The organism is Neobacillus sp. S1227 (genome assembly GCF_055385255.1).
Genome location: NZ_AP038276.1, coordinates 5142149 through 5162309, shown reverse-complemented (window position 1 = coordinate 5162309; position 20161 = coordinate 5142149). Strand labels below are relative to the sequence as shown.

The window sequence follows — 20161 nt, the reverse complement described above, 5'->3', positions numbered from 1 at the left end:
TAGGAGGTAAAAATGAAAAGGAGAAAGCTATTTTGGCAGATGCTGATGTACTTCGGTATAATTATTATCTTATTTTCATCCGTTACAACATTCCTCTTATATAAAGAGAGCAGTGAAGTGTACCAAAAGGAACGAAGTCAGCATCAGAAAATCTTGTTGGAGCAGGCAAAAAAAAGTATTGATACAAGAATCCAGGTAGCGTTTAATGCACTTATGCAATTGCAAAATAGCCAAGAATTTAAAGATTACATTAGGCCAAATCAAAAAGAAGACTATTATTACCGGATGCTGCAATTGTTGAAACAGTTGAAAATTAATAATTCTGCATTTGCAAATTTTGAATATAGAAGTGGGGTACTGAACCTTGCTGATAACGTAGTCGTCACACAAGATTCAACGGTGAACAGAGAAATGTTTTTTAAGGAATTAGGATTTTCTAAAAAGAATATTTCAGCATTGGAGGATTATGTACATAATTCAACTCCGCAATATGGCAATCATCAAGTCTTGATCCTAGCGAACGAAAATAATAGTGATTATTTGACATTAATTAAAAAGGAAACAAATTTTAATAAAGTTGAAACATTGTTCTTTATTTCTTTTTATGTAAAAAGTTTTTTTTCCTTCGTGGATGGAAAGGACAAGGAAGGGTTTGGTTTGGTAACTAAGGATGAAATAAAATATTTGCAGACGAATTTAGAATCTGCCAAAGTGAAGGACATCCTAGAGCCTAAGGAATTAGCTAAATTGGATAAGCTTAGTTTTGAATCCGGCTCTGTCACGACGGAAAATGCCAAGTACGATCTTCATCTTACACAGTCTACTATTCTCAGTAATTTAAATTATGTTTATTTTTCACCAAAGCCGGCTTTGATTGAAGCGATGAAAAGGGTGTATCTAAAAGCCTTTATAATCGGACTTTCGTTGTTAGCAGCAGGAATACTATTAGCTGCGTATTTAGTGACTCGAACGTATCGCCCGATACAACATATTATTCACCATTTGTCCCAATACCAGAATTATGAGGGGTATGATGAGCTTTCATTTATAAAAAATACAACCGATCAAATTAGCACAATGAACGAAAATCTGAAGAAGACGATTGAGCAAAACAAGCTGCCTCTTAAACAGCAATTCCTCAACGAATTAGTTGTGGGGCCCATGAATGAAGAGGAGTTTTCAGAAAAAATAAAGCGCTTTCCGCTCAAGGTTAACCAGGGGAATTTGAAGGTCATCATGATTGAGGTTGATTCCAATGTCATTCTTCAGGAACGTCTTTCGAAAGAGGGAATCTTGACGGTAAAGCAGCAAATTCTCGGTATTCTAATAAAAGAAATTGAGCCGTTTTTTGCCTGTGAATTATTCGAATATGGCTATCAGAATATTGTGCTTATCATTCATCAGGAAGATGAAGAAAATATTGTTTTAAGGTTGACACTATTATTTAAAGCGATGAATAAAGAATTAGAGCTTAATATTAGTACAGCTGTCGGTCAGCCTGTAGTCGGACTGGAGCAAATTTATCATTCATTTGAAAGTGCCCAGAAAATTTTGGAGAGTAAATTCGCTTTGGAGCGGAACACAGTCCTTTCATACGAGGATTTCACCTATTTGGATCAGACTAACTTTTATTTTCCTTTGGATGTTGAACGGAGTTTAATTCAGCTAGTTGTTCAGGGAAACAGTGAAAAAGCAGAAACGATTCTAAATCGAATTCTTGAGGAAAATCTGTATTCTAAGAAACTAACAAAGAATGCGCTCTCCCAATTCGTGTTTGCAATCAGAGGGACAATTAACCGGATATTGCAGGCAGCCAATAAAACATCGAAAGAGATTTTCGGTGATGAAATGTCCACTTTCCATTTCGAACTTCAGCAAATTCATGATAAAGATCAATTAGAAGAGAGAATCCGTTGGATTTTTTCGGTGATGTTAATTCGAATTAGTACAAAGGAAAATGAGGAGGAAACGTCGATTGCGACGAAATTTTTAACTTTTATTCAGCAAAACTATGAAAAGGATATCTCCCTTCACGATCTTGCTGATGAATTTGGGCTGTCCTCCAGCTATATCAGTACCATTTTTAAAAATCATACTGGGGAAAATTATAAAGATTACTTGAATAAATATCGTATTTTAAAAGCGCAGGAGATTTTAGAAAACAGAGAGGTAAAAATAAAGGAATTAGCAGGGATGGTAGGATTCAACAACGTGAACACATTCATCCGTACTTTTAAGAAATATGTAGGACTGCCACCGGGACAATATGAAAGAAGCAGTTAACATTTTGGCGTGGATTGGAACTCAATGTCCCATTCCATGCTTTTTTAGTTTATTTACTGTTTCTCGATAGTCATTTTCTTTAAAAATGGATATTCATTTTTTTCGAATATCTACAAAACTTTCAAAATAGGAGAAATCATAACCGCTACAGCGCTGGAATATTCAAAATAGAATAAAAATTTGAATACAAACCTAAAAAATTGGAGATAGCAACCGTGGACATGGTTTTTTATGATGAGAATAACAGAGAGCAGGAGGGGGAGTTCATTGGAAAATAAAAGAAAGCGCATTCACTGGCAGTAAACGCAGGAAGGATGGTTGCAGTTGAATAGTCCAATGTCAGAACTAAAAGAAACAATTGTTCCAGCAAAACGATCGCTCCTTGCAGTGAAGCTGCAAGCCGCAAAAACAATTATCTGGCGGGATAAATACCTATATTTAATGTTAATTCCATTTGTTCTATGGTATTTAATTTTCGCCTACAAGCCGATGTACGGATTGCAAATTGCATTCAAAGATTATAGCTTATTTAAGGGAATCTCAGGAAGCCCCTGGGTCGGGTTTGAAAATTTCGAACGTTTTTTTCGCAGTGAGTATTTCATCAGAAATTTAGTGAATACATTTATGATCAATTTTTGGGGTTTAATTTTTGCTTTCCCGGCACCGATTATTCTTGCTTTATTGTTAAATGAAGTAAAGAATATGGTGTTTAAAAAGACCGTGCAGACGATTACGTATCTCCCTCACTTTATTTCGGTTGTCATTATCGCAGGGATTGTCACCAATTTTCTGGCGCCAACGAATGGGATTGTCAACATTATAATTGAAAAATTGGGGGGAGAAAAAATCAATTTCCTCGCAATGCCGGAATTCTTTCGTACTATTTATATTGGCTCGATGCAGATTTGGAAGGATGTAGGCTATAGCGCCATTATTTATTTGGCAGCCATTGCCGGCATCAATCCTGCCCTATATGAGGCGGCAAAAATGGATGGGGCAAACAGGTGGAAACAAATGTGGCACATCACCCTCCCAGGAATGCTGCCGACGATTATGATTTTACTGATCTTAAATCTCGGTAGTTTTCTCGAAGTAGGCTATGAATCAATTATCCTGTTATACCAGCCTGCTACTTATGAAACGGCTGATGTGATTAACACTTATGTGTACCGGGCAGGTCTTCAAGGCGGAAACTATGAGGTAGGGGCAGCGGCCGGTTTGTTTAATTCGGTGGTAAGTTTGATTTTAGTAGTTGCAGCCAATCGTTTAAGTAAAAAAATGACTAACATTGGATTATGGTAGGTGATGAGATGAAGCAATCCTTTTCTGATAAACTATCATCGGGCTTTATTGCAGTAATCCTAATTTTGCTTTCAGTTGTCTGCCTGTATCCCTTTGTCTATGTCCTTTCCGCTTCATTTAGTTCAGGGAATGCGGTTATCACGGGTGAAGTGGTACTGTTTCCAAAGGACCTCACACTTGATTCCTATAAATCTATTTTAGCGAAAGAGGGGTTATGGCAGGCGTATGGAAATACCGTTTTCTATACCGTAGCCGGTACTGCTTTTAGTATATTATTGACCATTTGCGGAGCCTATCCTCTGTCAAAAAGCAGGCTCCGGGGCCGGACCTTTGTCGCCTTTTTTATCGCGTTTACCTTGTGGTTTGGTGCGGGGCTTATTCCGACTTACTTGAATTTTAAAGATTTGGGGTTATTGGACACAAGGACTAGCATTATTGTCGGGTTTGCCGTCTCAGCGTTTCTCGTCATTCTCTTGAGGACTTTTTTCCAATCCATTCCTGATTCTTTAGAGGAGTCGGCTAAAATGGACGGTGCCAATGATTTGCAAATCCTGCGGTATATTTATTTGCCGTTATCCAAGCCCGCCCTAGTGACCGTGGGACTCATTTATGCAGTAGGCAAATGGAATAGCTACTTTTGGGCGATGATCCTGTTGAAAGATGAAAGTAAAATTCCGCTCCAGGTACTGCTGAAAAAAATGATTGTCGAAATGAGTTTAAATGAGGAACTGACAGGTTCGATGAATGCCGCCAATACGATGTCACAGGAAACGTTTATTTATGCCACAATTATTGTGTCGATTTTGCCAATTGTGCTGGTTTATCCCTTCCTTCAGAAGTATTTTGTGAAAGGGACGATGATTGGCGGGATTAAAGAATAATTTTTGTTCAGGGTACTTAAAAGAGCAGCATTTATTAGTTAAAGCTTTAGCAAGTAAAAACCTATATGAGCGGGGGTAAAAAAATGAAGAAAAGAAAATTAGTTGTTCCTTTACTTGCAAGTATGATGATGTTAGTAAGCGGTTGTAGTGATGCTGCTTCCACCAGCAGCAAAGAGAAGAATGCGAAAAAGGATGGAAAAGTCGAGGAATTGAAGGTCTTTATGCATGCTTCCAATGGTTATTTTATTTTCAATGATGATTGGGCCACCTTCAAAGAGGCGGCTAAAAAGACAGGAATTAAACTAAAAGGAACGGCGCCAAAATCGTCGACAAACAGTGCGGAGGCATTTAACTTGATGATTGCATCTGGCGAAATTCCGGACTTGGTCCACGGTCAAAAGAAATACTTAAATAAATACGGAATGGAAGGTGCTTTCCTCCCGCTGAATGATTTAATCAAAAAGCATGCGCCAAATATCCAAAAATACGTAAAAGAAAAAGAGGGTTTCTTAAAGGCGAATCAAGGTCCGGATGGAAAGTTGTATATGGTCCCATATATTTCGGATGGCTTGGTAGCGGAAACGTATTTTATCAGACAGGATTGGCTTGATAAGCTCAAGCTTCAAATGCCCCAGACGGTCGACGAGTTTTACAATGTTCTGAAGGCGTTTAAAGAGCAGGACCCGAATGGAAATGGAAAACTGGATGAAATCCCTTATTTTTCGGAGGATAATATCCTGGGTCTGAGTACATTATGGGGAGCTTTCGATGGCCTTTACCTTGATAAGGGTGAAATAAAATATGGACCATATGAAGCAAAGTTCCAAACAGCAATGGAAAACTTGTCAAAATGGTATAAAGAAGGGTTAATTGATCCAGAGATTTTCACTAGAGAAAAATCAAGGGAATATTTGCTAGGCAATAACCTTGGCGGGGCATCCCGGTATTATCCTGGAAGTACGGCCGGATATAACGATGCACTAAAGGATTCTGTTCCAGGTATCAATTTTGTCGTAATGTCACCGCCTGAAAATACAGACGGCAAACGAATTGAACCGACGAAACGATCCGATTATGGAAATAATCTGGGTGTTGCGATTAGTGCACAGGCGAAAAACCCTGAAAAAATTATTAAATATCTTGATTTTTTCTATAGTGAAGAAGGGCGTAGACTGATGAACTATGGAATTGAAGGCGAAACATATGAAATCAAAGACGGGAAACCTGTGTTTACTGACAAGGCGTTAAAGGCGAAAGATGGGAATATTGTTGAAAACCTAAGGTCTTATGGAGCTCAAGTTCCGTTCTCCTTCCATCAAGATTTTGAATATGAAAAGCTTTGGATGAATCCAATTGCGGTGAAAGGGGTTGAGGAATATACAAAGGGCAATTACTTTGCCGAACAAATTCCGAACCTGACATTTACCGCGGAAGAAGAGAAAATTCTTACAGATATTGGTACGCAAATCACGACTTATAAAGATGAAACGGTGCAAAAGTGGATCATGGGATCAGAGCCAGTAAACCTTGAAGAATTCAAAAAGCAATTAGATGAAATGGGCTATAAAGAGTATATCAAAGTTTATAAAGAGGCTTATAAGCGTTATCAAGATAGCTAAGCTCTTCATTTAGTTCTATGACCCTGAGGTGTTAGTTCTTCCCCCTGAACTAACACCTTCATTTCATACTGAGGATGGGAGAAGAATATGAAACTTAATCAGATTCCGATTATGAAAAATCCGCTTAAAACCAGAGAAGATGTAATGGAAGCAGTAAGACAATTATGTCTGCCATTGGTTGATTTTTATTCAAACGGTAAATCTTTATTAGATGTTGGCAGAACGAGCGCCATTTCAAGAAACCAAGTCATCCAAATGGAAGGTTTTTCACGTCCATTATGGGGGTTGGTTCCTTTTTGGAGGGGCGGCGGCACCTGTCCAATATTAGAGAATGTGTACCTCGAAGGCATCCGAAATGGCTCCAATCCGGATCATGAAGAATATTGGGGGGACATTACTGATGTTGACCAGCGGATGGTAGAGATGGCTGCTCTCTCATTGGGGCTGATTCTCGTTCCGGATAAACTGTGGCATCCATTAACAGAACAGGAAAAACAAAACTTATATCAGTGGTTAAATCAAATAAATGAAAAACAGCCTGTCGATAATAATTGGCTTTTTTTTAGAGTCATGGTGAATACTGCGTTTGAAACATTGGGGTTACCCTATGATCAAATACTGCAAGAGAAAACGTTAACGAGATTAGAAGAATTCTACTTAGGGATTGGCTGGTTTTCAGATGGCAATGCCCCGCAGGTTGATTACTATATTCCGTTTGGGTTTTATTTTTATGGGCTTATATACGCAGAAGTCATGAAGGATAAGGATCCGGAACGGTCCAAACGATTTAAGGACCGGGCAAAAGTTTTTGCGAAGGACTTTATTTATTGGTTTTCCGAGGATGGTTCATCAATCCCCTTTGGCAGAAGCCTGACCTATCGATTTGCCCAAGGGTCATTTTGGAGTGCGTGTGCCTTTGCTGATCTCGAAGTCTATTCATGGGGTGTGATGAAAGGAATTATTCTGCGCCATTTACGATGGTGGCTAAGTAAGCCAATCTATCATTCAGATGGTATTTTAAGCATTGGGTATGCATATCCCAATTTGATTATGGCGGAAAAGTATAATGCTCCGGGTTCACCCTATTGGGCACTAAAAATATTCCTGTTGCTTGCCTTGGATGAAAATCATCCGCTCTGGGCTGCAGAAGAGGAGCCACTGCCTAAACTCGAACACACGAAGGGGCTGCTGCACCCGAACATGATCATTTCAAGGGATGGAGATCATGTTTATGCTTTGACCTCTGGCCAGTATGCGTTATTTGAACCAGCCCACACGGCTGAAAAATATGCAAAGTTTGCTTATTCGACTGCCTTTGGATTTAGTGTGCCAAAAAGCAATTATGACTTGATTCAGGGCGCGTTTGACTCGATGCTCGTTTTCAGTGAGGAAAATATGTATTATCGCGGCCGCAGAAAATGTGAAGAAGTAAGGATGGAGGATGCAGCTATTTTTTCACGCTGGAAGCCATGGAGTAATGTCGAGGTGGAAACCTGGCTGATTCCTCTGAAAGGCTGGCATGTAAGAATTCATAAAATTCAAACGGACAGAAAGCTTCATACAGCCGAAGGCGGGTTTGCGATTGCCCGTGAAAAGGAAATGAGTCTTCAACGCCTCCATCAGAAATTGGCAGGTGCGGATGGTATTGCTACCCATTGCCCGTGGGGTCTTAGTGGAATCATCAATTTATTCGGAGAACGGTCGTCTTCCTTAGTATTAGCTGACCCAAATACAAATGTACTCCACTCTTCTACTTCGTTCATTCCGACTTTACACGGAGAAATCAGCCCCGGAACACATCTATACGCAACATCCGTCATAGGTCATTGTGATTCGGAACGGGGAAAATTCCTTTGGGAGCGTAAGCCTGGGGTAGTTTTAAGAAATGACAATTTGGCTATTGTGACCAATGACAATAAAGAAGTTTTTGAGATTAAGGGAATCCTGGCGGCATCAACTGTTTGAGGAGGAGTGAACATGATGATTAAACAAATCAATAAAACTGTTACAGATGAAGGTATTCAGCGAAAAGAACGTTATGCAAGCCGGCCGGCATTTTCGAGGGAGGATGCAGAAAACGCCATTCGCCATGTATTAAAAAAAATAGACCAAAAGCTACCGCGTTTTACTGAGCAATTTCCAGCCCCTTGTACAACAAATCTTCGCTATGATGCTACGGAAAATCTCGAGTGGACACCGGGGTTTTGGACGGGCATGTTATGGCTAGCCTACGAAGTGACAGGTGAACCAAAATACCGTGAAGCCGCGGAAGTTCAGCTGACTAGCTACCGGGAAAGAATCGAAAAAAGAATAATGACCAATACTCATGATCTCGGCTTTTTATATACCCTCTCCTGCATGGCTGCTTATAAATTGACGGGAAATCAAGAGGCACGGGCAATTGCTTTGAACGCCGCAGACCTCCTGCTTGAAAGATTTCATGAAAAGGCAGGGATTATTCAGGCATGGGGAGATTTAACCAATCCTATGCAGCGGGGCAGGATGATTATCGATTGCAATATGAATCTTTCTTTACTCTATTGGGCTTCAGGAGAAACGGGCGACCTTAAATACAAGCAAGCTGCCTATCAGCATATTCTCCAGGCGTTTAACTATATTGTACGGGATGATGGATCTACCTACCATACATTTTATATGAATCCGGAAACGGGCGAGCCCATTAAGGGCGATACACACCAAGGATTTTCCGATGAATCATGCTGGTCTCGGGGGCAGGCTTGGGGTATGTACGGCTTCCCATTGAGTTATTTCTATACAAAAGATGAAAAGTTACTTTCAGTGAGCAAAAAGTTAACTCATTATTTTCTTAATCGTCTCCCTGAAGATGATGTCTGCTACTGGGATTTGTTTTTTACCGAGGGAGAAGAGGAGCGAGACAGTTCAGCCGCGGCGATCGCGGCTTGTGGATTACTGGAAATGGTCAAACAGCTGCCGGTTTTAGATGAAGACCGCAAATACTATGAACATGCAGCCATAAAGATTATTTCTTCGTTAGCGAAACAATATGTTTCTAGTGAGGAAGATGCAGAGGAAGGCGTATTGCTTCATAGTGTATACAATAGAAATTTCGGCCACGGGGTCGATGAAAGCTGTATGTGGGGCGACTATTTTTACTTTGAAGCGCTTGTCAGATTGACGAAAAACTGGACATTATACTGGTAGTTTGAAAGGAATGGGCGGTGTTCATCATGGAATTCAAAGGGGTAATGGGCAGGCTTTATAACGGAATGGAATGGATTTCAAAGCTCGTCTATGTACAATTTCTATGGCTTCTCGGATGTGCAGCCGGACTAGTCATCGGCGGGCTATTTCCGGCAACAATGGCCATGTTTGCAGTACTTAGGAGGATGATTCAACAGGAGGTGGAATTTCCCTTTTTTCAGATGTTTTGGGTTACATTTCGAAAAGAATTTTGGAGGGCAAACGCATTAGGCGGGATCATCAGCTTGATAGGGTTTATTCTGTATTTCTACCTTGTTTTTCTAAAAGCGCATGAAGGGGCAGTTTCTGTAATTCTCTATATTCTCGTGTTGTCAATTACCTTTGTCTTTCTCATTACAAACTTGTTCTTGGGTCCAGTTTTTGTTCATTATCAGCTGCGTTTCTTTCAATATCTGAAAATGGCTCTTTTGTTTTGCCTTTCCTGTCCGTTTCACGGGATTTCGATGATCGGCGGGCTTGTCGCATTTTATTTCTTTATGTCATATGTACCAGGCCTGCTGCCATTCCTAAGTGTAAGTTTATTGGCATGGTTTTTGATGTTTATCGCGGACCTGGCATTTCAAAAAGCAAAGCAGGAATCAGCTGCAGGGAAACTATCAATCTGAAAATATCCTTGTTCAAGGTAATTCAAGGTTTTTTTCAGATATAGTTCAGACTCTACTACATCGAATTGTGATTTTTCAATGGACGGACGATCAGAGGTGTACGTTAAATTTCCTGCAATAAACAAACGGAGGAAAGCCATGCATATAGTTAAATACGAAAATGCAGAAAGTGGTTGGAACGAGGCTTTGCCAGTTGGAAATGGAAATTTTGGGGGAATGGTATTCTTCGAGGAAAATAGGCTGACTTTAGCCTTAAATCATTATGAAGTTTACTATAAGAAACTTCATCGTTACAGCGAAAAGTATAAAAAAGGTGAAGGACCTCATTTCGATAAAGTATTTGGCTTCACGTTTGATGAAATGAAACAAAGGGCGAAAGAAATGCAGCGTGATCCCGAGCAAGGCTCGTATTTTTTATACACCGATGCCTTATGGAACAGCAGTTTTTATAGAAGGTATGGAAAACCTGGAGGGGGATCTTCCCATTATCCAACCGGTGAAATTCAGCTTGTGCCACATGAGGAATTGACTGACTCTGATCACTACTCTCTTCAGCTTAATGTCGAGGAGGCGTGCATCGATTTCCAAATTAAGAATGAAAGCAACAAACTTGACGCACGTACGATCGTAACCCAAAACGAGGATTATGTAGTCACTGAAATCAATCAGACGAATTCAACTCTTTTGAAAGCTGTCGTTATGTCAGTCCCTTCCAGAAGATATGCAAATATGACCATACAATCTCACCAGTTGAACAACACAACTTTCTATTATAAAGGCTCTTTCTATCCAGATGGTGAAGATACAGAATACGGTCCGTTTAGCTTTCTCGTGATGATGAGGCTAATTGGAGCGAAGGGACATCCTGAGTTTGCATCAAATGGTATGGACATCCATATTCACGATGCAGAGAAGAAAGTCACCCTTATCACAACCGTTGTTACGGAAGAGGAAACGAAGGAGCTTTTGAAGACAGCCGCACAAAGATTAGACAACGCTGCCCGCTTTTTGCCTGACAAAGTCACCGATCACAAGCAGCATTGGGAAAACTTTTGGAAGAAATCCTCGATTACTTTACCGGATAAAATGGTGGAGGATTTATGGTACGTTAATTTGTACGCCATTGCCTGCAGTAGTGGAAAAGGGGGAAGAATGTATGAGCAGGCATGCGGGTTAAACGGTTTGTGGGATATTAAACAACCGACGAAGTGGGGGAGCATGTGGTATTGGGATGTTAACATTCAGGCCGCCTTTTGGCCTCTCTATACGGCAAATCATCTTGAGATTGCAGAGGCATTTAATGACGGTTTGTTGTCTTTCACATCTCTAGCTAAAAAAATGGCAAAGCAGTTCCACGGGTTACAAGGATATGCGGGCGATTATCCGTTCCCCTTGTATTTAAGCACATGGCCTTGGTGTGCCCAGTTTTTATGGTATTACTACAAATTCAGTATGGACCAAGACTTTCTGAAAGAGAAGGCTTATCCCTTGTTTAAGCAAATTCTCGCATTTTTCGAAGGTTATCTCCATATCGACAATGATACAGGACATTACGTCGTCTTTCCTGATATTTCACCGGAACAAGGTCCTGTAACAATGAACTCTACCATTACGCTTGCGACAGTCGGTTATTTATTAAATATTTCAATCGAGGCAAATGTCATTCTTGGTGAAGAGGAAGCCGACCGTAAAAGATGGAGTGATTTACTGGCCCGATTAGCTCCTTATCCAATAGCCATTTCTAAAAAATATGGCGAGATCATCAAAGATTCCAAATGGGCCCCTGCTGATTTGCATTTAAGGCACCCATCCGTCCTTATGCCGATTTATCCAATTGGTGAAATCAACAAGCATAGTGAAGAACATATAAGAAAAAGGGCGGAAAATACGCTGCGTTATGTACAGGAAAATACGGAGTTCGGTGTGTTTCAGTTTGGCTGGCTCTCGTGTGCTGCTTCAAGGCTTGGGAAAGGGAACACAGCGCTAAGACTGCTATATGAGCAAGGCATTGATTTATCATTACGGCCAAACGGTTTATTTTCCGAGGAAACGGAGCGGTGGATTAACTATTGTAATATTACAAATGAGCCGCTGTACTATCCGCATATGATGGAAGCCTCTGGAGAATTGGTCGCCTCCGTTAATGAAATGCTGCTGCAAAGTTATAACGGAATTATCGATGTTTTCCCGGCTGTTCCATCAGGGGAGCCCGAAAATGAGCGTAAGGCCGGCCTTTACGATCACGAGGTTGAAAAGAATGTGCGGACGTACGAAAGATGGGAGGATTGTGAATTCCATGGCCTGCTTGCCGAAGGAGCCTTCGAAGTAAGTGCCGTTATGAGAAAGGGACGAACGACCTTTGTTCAAATCAAAAGCATAGTGGGAAACAAGTTCGTTATGCGAAATCCATTTGGATTGGGAGAAAAGTTATCAGTAGCAAGTTTTGACGGGTCAGCTTGGGAGAGGATGGAGCTCCAGGAGGGTGAATACGTTTCTTTTTTTACTGAAAAAAATGGAAAGTATGCGATTTTCCCGCAAAGGAATGACAGTTTGAAGCAAGATGCCCGTCCAAATCAGCCTTTTGTTAGAGGATTTCTTTCTCCGAGTGAAAGAGGGGACGAAGGGAACTATCCGCGAATCCATGAAGCCCATACGTCCCGAAGAGTTTTCTTAGGGAAAAATAAAGATACATATCATATGAAGATGCTGGATCATTTCACATTCGATTATTATTCCGGCAATTACCGAGAATCGCGAACTGCTGTTTACCGATTAGACTTTGGAACGGCAAAGAATCAACCGGTAAAGGATTATGCCAAAGCGCTTCCGAGACAGCTTCATATGGGGGGTGGAATCGGCCAAGATTTTCGAAAAATATCGCCAGAGACGGTATTTACTTCGTATTCGGGGTTTGGCTGGGAAAATGCAGGCGATTTAACAGCGATTGATCGCAAGGGGCCCGATGAGATTCGGAGGGATTTCGTTGGCGGCGAAACAGAAAAGACATTTTTGCTTGAGCTTCCAAAAGGAAGGTACGATATGTTATTCGTGTCAGGAGACAACGCTGCCCCATCTTACACTGAGGTAGAAATTGAAGGACAAAGCGCATGGAAGCCGGAAAAAGCTTTGCGGGCAGGGGAGTTTGTTACAGAAATCTTGCCTATCATACAACGAAAAGACGGTTTTCTGAACATTCACTTTCGAAGTCAAAGGGGTTTGTCATGGAAAATAAATCTACTAGTCTTTAATAAAAGCTATACCTACCTTTAACACGGTTGATTTGGAAGTTTACTTGAAAAGAGTGGGAGTGGAAATAATGAGAACAGTAAGAATAGGGATAATTGGTGCTGGATTGCGGAGTGGAATTGCAAAGTATTGGCATAATCCCGGAGGAAAATCAATGGTAGTAGGAGCAGCAGATGTTTCAATATCAAGGCTGAAAGAGTTTAAGGAGAAGATTAACGAACAGGCATTTATAACTACAGATTATAACGAACTATTAGCGCGTAAGGATATCGATGCCGTTGCCATTCTATCACCAGACTATTTACATGAGGAACATGCTATTGCTGCCCTTCGAGCTGGAAAACACGTCTATTGTGAGAAGCCTCTTGCCATCACGGTAGAAGGCTGTGACCGGATCATTGAAGAATCCAAAAAGTCAGGAAAACACTTAATGGTAGGATTTAATATGCGCTACATGAGCATGTATCAAACAATGAAGGAAATTATCGATTCGGGATTAATCGGTGATCTTAAGGCCGTTTGGGTTAGGCATTTCGTGGGGTTCGGCGGATATTTTTATTACCATGACTGGCATGGTACAGCTGAAAATACCACCTCTCTACTATTACAAAAGGGTTCGCATGATCTTGATGTCATTCACTGGATTACCGGAAAATATACGAAAAAAGTATCTGCATTTGGTGGACTTGACTTCTATGGCGGGGATAAACCAAATACCTTAACCTGTCCAACGTGTGAGGAAAAAGATACTTGTACGGAGGCGAGTCTTAAGATTTTGACCCAATGTGCTTTCAGAGAAGAAATTGACGTAGAGGATAACAATATGTTGATTATGGAGCTTGAAGGCGGAATTAAGGCATCCTACCTGCAATGTCATTTTACACCGGACTATTCGAGGAATTATACCTTTATCGGTACAAAAGGACGATTGGAAAACGATGATGTCAACAATAAAATTTATGTAAAAACGCGAAAATCCAATACATGGAACGAATTCAGTGATATGATCTATGACATGAAAAAGGAACAGGGAAGTCACGGTGGTGCTGACCCAAAAATTTGCACTGATTTCATCGAGTTAGTTTTGCACAACAAGCAGCCCTTGACGACACCATTCGCTGGGAGAATGAGCGTAGCTGTCGGCTGTGCTGCAACAGAGTCAATTCGTTCTGGCGGTAAGGTGGTTGAGGTTAAACAGGCATCAACTATCATTCTATGATACAAGTTGAAGAATATATGAAACTAATCCTGTTTTTAATAGGAATTTTCCTCAAAAAATAAGGCGGTGTTAATAGATTAATATACCGACTTCATTCTTCTCGTGCAATCAAAAATTTTACGTATACGGGTCTTTGACATTAAAAACACTAAGGCACAGCTAGCATAAATCATAGCTGTGCCTTTTTTTACTCAAAACTTCCGCTTGTTCCCTATAAGTACCCTCCCCATGCATCAAGATATATCCTTAATCAAATCAAACAGTCTTAGTTCGTTGACTTCGGTGATGATTTCTTTGGTGCTGTTTTTGTCGAATTTTTTCAATAGGCTGCTGATTTGCTTTTTGATAGTTTCTACTTCGACAGAGCGGATTTCGGCAATTTCCTTTCGCTTTAAGCCGCTGCAGAGCAGTTTTAAAATCTCAAGTTCCGATTGGGTCAGATTGGCAATGATTTTAAAAAAGTGCGTTAATTGATCTTCGGATTTTTTGATGCGGGCAAACTCCGTGCGAATTTTTTCAGCTATGATCGGCCGGATGGGCGATTGATTTTTATACGCCGAATAAATCGCTTCAATGATTTCTTCCTTAGGGGCATCTTTCATTAAATAATCAACAATGCCAGTTTGAAAAGCGGCAAAGACAATATTATTATCCTGGTGCACTGTCAGCATAATGATTTTTGTATCCGGTAAAATCTTGTGAATCTCTGAAGCTGCCTTAATCCCCGCCATTTGACTTTCCATTTCAATGTCCATCAAGACAATATCCGGTTTCTTAATCGCGGCATAAGCGACCGCCTCATAGCCGCTCTTGGCAGAAGCTGTGATCGAAAGGTTGTCCACACTGTTGATGATTCTTTCAAGCCTTCTGCGGTGGGCTTCCATGTCGTCTGCTATTAAAATATGAATACTTTCCACGTGAATACCTCCTTAGCCATAAGGGGTATATTTTTATACCCTTTTTACCAGCGGCAATAGAATATCAAACTGTGTATATTTACCTGCTTCACTTTTAACCTCAATCTTGCCGCCGTGTGCTGTGATTACCTTGTGGCAGAATGATAGGCCGATTCCCCAATTGGTGATGCTTGGCTTTGTAGAGAAGAAGGGGGTGAAGATTTCTTCCACGTGCTCTGCCTCAATTCCCGGTCCGTTGTCCCGAATCGAAATAGTCCCCCACTGATCTACATAGTTAGCGCTGATCCATATAGACCCGCCGCCATTAGAAAGTGCCTCTACCGAATTTTTCAGGAGATTATTAAGCACCTCGTTGATATAATCTTCATCCATGTAGACAAGGATGCTGGAATTTGCTTTTTCAAAATAAATCCCGACATTCGTCAAACTGGAACGAAACCGTTTAATCGCCCTTTCGATAGGGGCATCGAGCGGAACGGCTTTTATGTTTAAGGTAATCTGTTTCAGCTTATCGTTTGCTTGATTAATGCTTTGGAACGACTGCTCGCACGAATCGGTTATCAGTTTAAGGCTGTAAAGCGCGTCTTCATCATCCGCAAATTTCTCCTGTAAATATTCAGCTTCGGAGCGAATCGCCAGCAGATGATTTTTGATGGCATGGGTGAAGGCCCGAATCCCAAGTGAGGCGGTGTCAATTTTCTTTTTGGTAATGATATTGATGTTGGAATAGCGCGCTTCGTTCGCTTTGAATTTGTAAATATTATAGAGCATGATGCCGATTGCCCCAATGGCCAAGAGCGGGAAAAAGCGATATTCCATTAAAAACAAATTAATCGATGGCTGCACATAATTGATAAAGCTTTTACTAAAGGTGATTCTCACAAAATTGGAGGGCGCCCAGTAAAAAATAAACAGGTGTACAAAGGTTAATGGCAGCAAACTGATAAAGATATAGAAGGTATGATCCCGAATGGACCTCAATCGGTAATAACGGATGTAGTGGTACAAAAATAGGGTAAGACTAAGAACCAGATAAGTATCATTTATCACTTGAAAGACAATATCGCCTGTATGGCTCAACCGCTCGTAGAGATCCATCTTATCTGCCTCAAAGGCCAAATCCTGAAGCATCAGATTCAGACTTGGGTCGTAAAAAAGAAACTGAATGACCCCAACTATCCCGAGTCCTAGGTAAACAAAACGCAATCTGGGATGACTCCTGAGACTGCTGACGAAGGAAATAGAAAAGCTTAGGAAGGAAAAATAAAATAAGATAATCCCCAGGTTAAACAGCCTAATTAACGTATGAGCATCAAAGTTTCCAAGGACAAGGCGGTTCCAGGTTCCCGGGCCAAAATCAATGAATTGATTGACGACATTATAGTAATAATTAAATTTTGATAAATAGAGGGTGAAAGAAATATAGGCCAAAATCCACCCAATCGTTAATGTACATAAAAAGAAAATGGATCGGCTGCTAAGGTATTTATAGATAAAAAAGATTAAGAATACCATAAAAACTAGGCAGAGAAAGATCATGTTAGTCACTCCTGGTCTGCAAAAAAGGGGGAAGAAAATTTTCGACTTATTTTGAAAACTGTAAACCCTTACACTGAGTATATAACAAACTATTAAAAAATTTAAGGGGGACAATGTATGAAAAAACGTTTTAGTTTAGTGGCATTATTGCTTTTATGTTTTAGTTTAATAGTCGGCTGTTCCAATGGAGAAACCGAAAAAAGCAGTGCAAACTCTAAAGAAGAAAAGAATTCCAATGAAAAAGTTAGTTTAAAAATGGCTGTTTTCCCAGCAGATGAAGCCGTCTTTAAACAAGGCTATGAAAATTTCAAGAAGGATCATCCGAATATTGATATTACATTCGAAACCTTCCCACAACAGCAATATTATGAAAAAATCCGCATGCAGCTTTCAGGCGGCGAAGGATATGACCTATTTACCGGCCAAATGGATAACATGGTAGACACAGGCATTCTCGCACCGCTTGATAAGTACATTAAAGACAGCGGCGTCGATGTTTCCGGATACGGCTCCATGTATGACACTTATAAATATGACGGAAAAATACTCAGCCTTCCTTACCGTAAGTCCAATTGGATGCTCTACTATAACAAGACGTTATTCGACCAAAAAGGCGTCCCATATCCAAGTGATGATATGACTTGGGACGAGTTCCGCGAATTAGCGAAGAAAATGACAAGCGGCAGCGGAGAAAACAAAGTATACGGTGCATATTTACAGCAATGGCCGCAAACCTGGTACATGAGCGCTGTTCAAGAGGGTGCAACGATTATTGACAAAGACTTAAAACCATTTAAGGATGCCTTACAAGTAAGGGTTGACCTTGAAAAAGACGGCTCGATCATGAAATGGTCTGAGCAGGTTTCGACTGGGGCACATTATAATGCAGCCTTCCAAAAAGGTAATATTGCGATGAATCTCATTGGTGACTGGCATGTTGCCCAGCTTCGTCAGGCAGAAAAAGAAGGAACCTTAAAGTTTGATTGGGACGTTGTTCCGATTCCTCACCCAGAAGGTGTGGCTAAGAATACATCGTTGGCATTGCCAGTTTCGATTATGATGAACAAAAATACTAAACATCCAAAAGAAGCATTTGAATTCCTGAAGTATATGACTGGAAAAGAAGGGGCAGAACTTCTTGCTTCCCAAGGTTATTTAACTGGATATATGGACAAGGATGTTGAAACTGCGTATCTTGGCGACGGCACACAAAAGCCAAAGAACCTTCATTATTTCTTGGAAACAAAAGAATATCCAGAATACCCAATGCTGCCAGGTGTGAAAAACGTGGTCGTTGAACAAATCTTCAAGCAAGAGGGAGAGCTTGCCTTGATTGGTCAAAAATCTGTTGATGACACCATCAAAGACATCACGAAACGCGTAAAAGACGAATGGGCAAGTAAGTATGGAGGAAAGTAATTAACATCGAACTTGGCACTGCTCTTGGCTTGGTATAGCAGTGCCAATTTTTTTAAAAGAAAGGATTGAAACAGTATGAAGCCTGGTAAAGCTGTAAAATCGAAAGCGATTAGGCGCAATCGGATCACCGCTTATACTTTTCTTCTGCCAAATATTATTGGCTTTCTTGCATTTATCTTCGTTCCCGTGATTGCCTCCTTCTGTATGAGCTTCACCTCTTGGAATGGCTTTGGGAATATCGAATTTATAGGCCTCGACAACTACAAACAATTGCTGAAGGATGCTAATTTCAAAATTTCATTTATTAATAGCATCCTGTTCATGTTAATCTCTGTCCCGATTACGTTATTAATTTCGGTGCTGATCGCGATTGTCTTAAACAGGGGCATCCGGTTTGTCAAAGTGTTCCGGACAGCGGTTTTCCTGCCGTATGTCACAGCGACGATTGCTGTTGCAGCTGTCTGGCAGCTTATTTTTAATCCTTCCATGGGTCCGATTAATGGGACATTGCTGAAGCTGGGGATTGATTCTCCTCCCGGCTGGTTATCATCGCCATCCTGGGCATTAATCTCCGTATCGATCGTCTACATTTGGCATTCAGTCGGCTATTATATGGTTCTTTTTCTAGCGGGTCTGCAAAACATCCCGGATTATCTGTATGAAGCAGCCGAATTGGACGGCGCAGGACCGATTACGAAGTTTTTCCATATCACCCTGCCAATGTTATCTCCTGTCTTATTCTTTACCACCATCATTGGTGTGATTAACTCATTTAAAGTATTTGATTTAATCTATGTGCTGACAGGCGGGGGACCGGGCCGGTCGACCCATGTGCTCGTTTACGACATTTACAATACCGCCTTTAAACAATTTGAGTACGGGTACGCTTCCGCGATGGCTTACGTCTTGTTCTTGGTAATCTTAATTATCTCTATCATCCAATTTAAAGGGCAGAAAAAATGGGTGAACTATTAATCTATGACTAAACCAACAGAAAGGAGCGGAAGTATTGTATGAATATTGCCACTGAAGCTCAAGTCTATACACCCGAAGTGAAAAAGAAGAAAAAAATCGCGGGCGGCCAAATCATCAAGTATGTTGTGGTTATTTTAGTTTCCTTGACGATGGTCCTTCCGTTTGTTTGGATGCTGTCTGCTTCCTTGAAGCTGGAAACAGAGATTTTCGGGTTTCCCATTAAGTGGATCCCGGAAACCTTCCACTGGGAAAATTACAAGGAAGTTTGGACCGCTGTTCCCTTTCATATTTACTACTTGAATACGTTAAAAATTGCTGTTATCACCACGATCTTGGTGATTATCAATAGTTCCTTGGCTGGTTATGCATTTGCGAAAATTAAATTTCCAGAAAGCAACCGGTTGTTTTTCATCTATGTGGCAACGATGATGATTCCTTATCAGGTCATGATGATTCCGCAATTTATGCTGATGAAGCAGCTTGGACTTGTTAATTCTCATTGGTCGCTGATTATTCTTGGGGCCTTTAATCCATTTGGCGTGTTTCTGTTCCGGCAGTTTTTCCTGTCGATTCCAGATGAATTGCTGGAAGCAGCAAGAATTGATGGCCTGAGTGAGTTTGGCATCTACTGGCGGATTATCCTGCCATTGTCCAAACCGGCAATTGCCACACTCGTTATTTTTTCATTCATGCATTCCTGGAATGATTTCTTGGGACCGTTAATCTATCTAACATCGGATCATTTATACACATTGCAGCTGGGCATCCAGCATTTTATCACGGAGTATAACACCGAGTATTCTCTGCTAATGGCAGCAGCGGTTTCAGCTGTTATACCAACCATTATTGTTTATTTCTTAGCACAGGATCATTTCATCAAGGGCGTTGCTAACACGGGAATCAAAGGATAAAG

At 40.8% G+C, this 20161-nt stretch carries 14 protein-coding genes; 12 read left to right on the top strand and 2 right to left on the bottom strand.

The genetic code is table 11. The annotated features are described in order from the left end of the window. The first annotated feature begins 12 nt into the window (after positions 1-12). The 9 genes from ACZ5AE_RS25855 to ACZ5AE_RS25815 all read left to right on the top strand — a co-directional run bounded on the left by ACZ5AE_RS25855 (position 13) and on the right by ACZ5AE_RS25815 (position 14398). Entirely contained in the window at positions 13-2283 is a 2271-nt protein-coding gene (locus tag ACZ5AE_RS25855; RefSeq protein WP_464567382.1) for a helix-turn-helix transcriptional regulator, read from the top strand. 336 nt (positions 2284-2619) lie between these two features. Then, the gene (locus ACZ5AE_RS25850; protein WP_464567380.1) at positions 2620-3585 is read left to right on the top strand and encodes an ABC transporter permease; all 966 of its coding nucleotides are present in this window, start codon (positions 2620-2622) and stop codon (positions 3583-3585) included. An 8-nt stretch (positions 3586-3593) separates the two neighbouring features. Beyond that, positions 3594-4466: a carbohydrate ABC transporter permease gene (locus ACZ5AE_RS25845; protein ID WP_464567378.1), complete on the top strand. Its 873-nt coding sequence runs from the start codon at positions 3594-3596 to the stop codon at positions 4464-4466. An 83-nt stretch (positions 4467-4549) separates the two neighbouring features. Further along, entirely contained in the window at positions 4550-6085 is a 1536-nt protein-coding gene (locus ACZ5AE_RS25840; RefSeq protein ID WP_464567376.1) for an extracellular solute-binding protein, read from the top strand. Positions 6086-6172: 87 nt separating this feature from the next. Further along, complete coding sequence (locus ACZ5AE_RS25835) at positions 6173-8050, top strand: DUF2264 domain-containing protein (protein ID WP_464567374.1); 1878 nt, start codon at positions 6173-6175, stop codon at positions 8048-8050. 12 nt (positions 8051-8062) lie between these two features. Then, on the top strand, positions 8063-9268 hold the full coding sequence (locus ACZ5AE_RS25830; RefSeq protein ID WP_464567372.1) for a glycoside hydrolase family 88 protein: 1206 nt from the start codon (positions 8063-8065) through the stop codon (positions 9266-9268). Positions 9269-9294: 26 nt separating this feature from the next. Further along, on the top strand, positions 9295-9933 hold the full coding sequence (locus ACZ5AE_RS25825; protein WP_464567370.1) for a YesL family protein: 639 nt from the start codon (positions 9295-9297) through the stop codon (positions 9931-9933). Positions 9934-10071: 138 nt separating this feature from the next. Further along, positions 10072-13203 carry a glycosyl hydrolase family 95 catalytic domain-containing protein gene (locus ACZ5AE_RS25820; RefSeq protein WP_464567368.1) on the top strand — a complete coding sequence of 1044 codons (3132 nt, stop codon included), beginning with the start codon at positions 10072-10074 and terminating at the stop codon, positions 13201-13203. Between the two features lie 46 nt (positions 13204-13249). Then, complete coding sequence (locus ACZ5AE_RS25815) at positions 13250-14398, top strand: Gfo/Idh/MocA family protein (RefSeq protein WP_464567366.1); 1149 nt, start codon at positions 13250-13252, stop codon at positions 14396-14398. 233 nt (positions 14399-14631) lie between these two features. Here the strand turns inward: ACZ5AE_RS25815 and ACZ5AE_RS25810 are convergent, their stop codons facing one another. Further along, positions 14632-15315 (bottom strand): response regulator, encoded by a 684-nt coding sequence (locus tag ACZ5AE_RS25810; protein WP_464567364.1) that lies wholly within the window; start codon positions 15313-15315, stop codon positions 14632-14634. 33 nt (positions 15316-15348) lie between these two features. Further along, entirely contained in the window at positions 15349-16854 is a 1506-nt protein-coding gene (locus tag ACZ5AE_RS25805; protein ID WP_464567362.1) for a sensor histidine kinase, read from the bottom strand. Between the two features lie 117 nt (positions 16855-16971). On the opposite strand from ACZ5AE_RS25805, the gene ACZ5AE_RS25800 reads away from it, so the two are divergent. The 3 genes from ACZ5AE_RS25800 to ACZ5AE_RS25790 all read left to right on the top strand — a co-directional run bounded on the left by ACZ5AE_RS25800 (position 16972) and on the right by ACZ5AE_RS25790 (position 20159). Continuing rightward, complete coding sequence (locus ACZ5AE_RS25800; RefSeq protein WP_464567360.1) at positions 16972-18273, top strand: ABC transporter substrate-binding protein; 1302 nt, start codon at positions 16972-16974, stop codon at positions 18271-18273. A gap of 75 nt (positions 18274-18348) precedes the next feature. Beyond that, complete coding sequence (locus ACZ5AE_RS25795) at positions 18349-19248, top strand: carbohydrate ABC transporter permease (RefSeq protein WP_464567358.1); 900 nt, start codon at positions 18349-18351, stop codon at positions 19246-19248. Positions 19249-19286: 38 nt separating this feature from the next. Continuing rightward, positions 19287-20159, top strand: coding sequence for a carbohydrate ABC transporter permease (locus tag ACZ5AE_RS25790; RefSeq protein WP_464567356.1), 873 nt, complete (start codon positions 19287-19289; stop codon positions 20157-20159). The last annotated feature ends 2 nt before the right edge of the window (positions 20160-20161 follow it).

Bases quoted from the DNA above. Each gene is read 5' to 3' on its own strand.
- ACZ5AE_RS25845 (WP_464567378.1), top strand. From the start codon at position 3,594: ATGAAGCAATCCTTTTCTGATAAACTATCATCGGGCTTTATTGCAGTA.
- ACZ5AE_RS25805 (WP_464567362.1), bottom strand. From the start codon at position 16,854: ATGATCTTTCTCTGCCTAGTTTTTATGGTATTCTTAATCTTTTTTATC.
- ACZ5AE_RS25850 (WP_464567380.1), top strand. From the start codon at position 2,620: ATGTCAGAACTAAAAGAAACAATTGTTCCAGCAAAACGATCGCTCCTT.
- ACZ5AE_RS25815 (WP_464567366.1), top strand. From the start codon at position 13,250: ATGAGAACAGTAAGAATAGGGATAATTGGTGCTGGATTGCGGAGTGGA.
- ACZ5AE_RS25830 (WP_464567372.1), top strand. From the start codon at position 8,063: ATGATGATTAAACAAATCAATAAAACTGTTACAGATGAAGGTATTCAG.
- ACZ5AE_RS25825 (WP_464567370.1), top strand. From the start codon at position 9,295: ATGGAATTCAAAGGGGTAATGGGCAGGCTTTATAACGGAATGGAATGG.
- ACZ5AE_RS25800 (WP_464567360.1), top strand. From the start codon at position 16,972: ATGAAAAAACGTTTTAGTTTAGTGGCATTATTGCTTTTATGTTTTAGT.
- ACZ5AE_RS25790 (WP_464567356.1), top strand. From the start codon at position 19,287: ATGAATATTGCCACTGAAGCTCAAGTCTATACACCCGAAGTGAAAAAG.
- ACZ5AE_RS25835 (WP_464567374.1), top strand. From the start codon at position 6,173: ATGAAACTTAATCAGATTCCGATTATGAAAAATCCGCTTAAAACCAGA.
- ACZ5AE_RS25855 (WP_464567382.1), top strand. From the start codon at position 13: ATGAAAAGGAGAAAGCTATTTTGGCAGATGCTGATGTACTTCGGTATA.
- ACZ5AE_RS25795 (WP_464567358.1), top strand. From the start codon at position 18,349: ATGAAGCCTGGTAAAGCTGTAAAATCGAAAGCGATTAGGCGCAATCGG.
- ACZ5AE_RS25820 (WP_464567368.1), top strand. From the start codon at position 10,072: ATGCATATAGTTAAATACGAAAATGCAGAAAGTGGTTGGAACGAGGCT.
- ACZ5AE_RS25840 (WP_464567376.1), top strand. From the start codon at position 4,550: ATGAAGAAAAGAAAATTAGTTGTTCCTTTACTTGCAAGTATGATGATG.